This window comes from Thalassotalea sp. PP2-459 (assembly GCF_001913705.1).
In the GTDB taxonomy this organism is placed as follows: domain Bacteria; phylum Pseudomonadota; class Gammaproteobacteria; order Enterobacterales; family Alteromonadaceae; genus Thalassotalea_C; species Thalassotalea_C hakodatensis.
In genome coordinates this window covers 1-648 of record NZ_MKQD01000083.1, presented here as the reverse complement: position 1 = coordinate 648, position 648 = coordinate 1, and the positions used below count along the sequence as shown (strand labels likewise).

Below are 648 nucleotides of genomic sequence, written 5' to 3'. Positions count from 1 at the left end.
TGTCATGCATAAAATCGAGCGCCCATTGGTGGTTGGCTTGCTCCTGCACTTCTAAAGGCTGAGCAATTCGCTTGGGTAGCACACGTTTAGTTCTTCGTTTTAGATTCAACCCCATCTGGCAATACACGCGATAAACGCGCTTATGGTTGAACGGAAAGCCTTTGAAGCGCATTCGGCCAAAACACTTCCAGAAGCCTGCTCGTGGCGACTTTTCAAGCACGGCATTGATAGCATCAATGACAGCAGCATCTGCTTTACGCCAGTCTCGTTCAGGGCGATAAAAGGTCGAACGGCCAATGCCAACAAACAGACAAGCCCTTACGATACTTAGCCCCGCACCAACCATTACGCTGACGCATTCTCGTTTATCCGCTGTCACCAGCCCTTTTTTGCGAAAAGCTCCTTAATCGCATGATTTTCTAGACTGACATCCGCAAACATCTTTTTAAGCTTGGCGTTTTCTTCTTCCAGCTCCTTCAACCGTTTGACGTCAGAGGCTTCCATCCCACCGTATTTGGACTTCCAGTTGTAATAGGTTGCACTACTGATACCGTGTTGACGGCACACTTCCTCGACTTTTCTACCAGCATCAACTTCTTTTAATACTGCGATGATCTGAGATTCTGTATAGCGTGATTTTTTCATAGT

Annotated in this window: 1 pseudogene; it reads right to left on the bottom strand. The window is 46.9% G+C overall.

The window, feature by feature from the left end:
• Nucleotides 1-645, bottom strand: a pseudogene (locus tag BI291_RS18260) (transposase); the annotation flags it as partial.
• Between the last annotated feature and the right edge of the window lie 3 nt (nucleotides 646-648).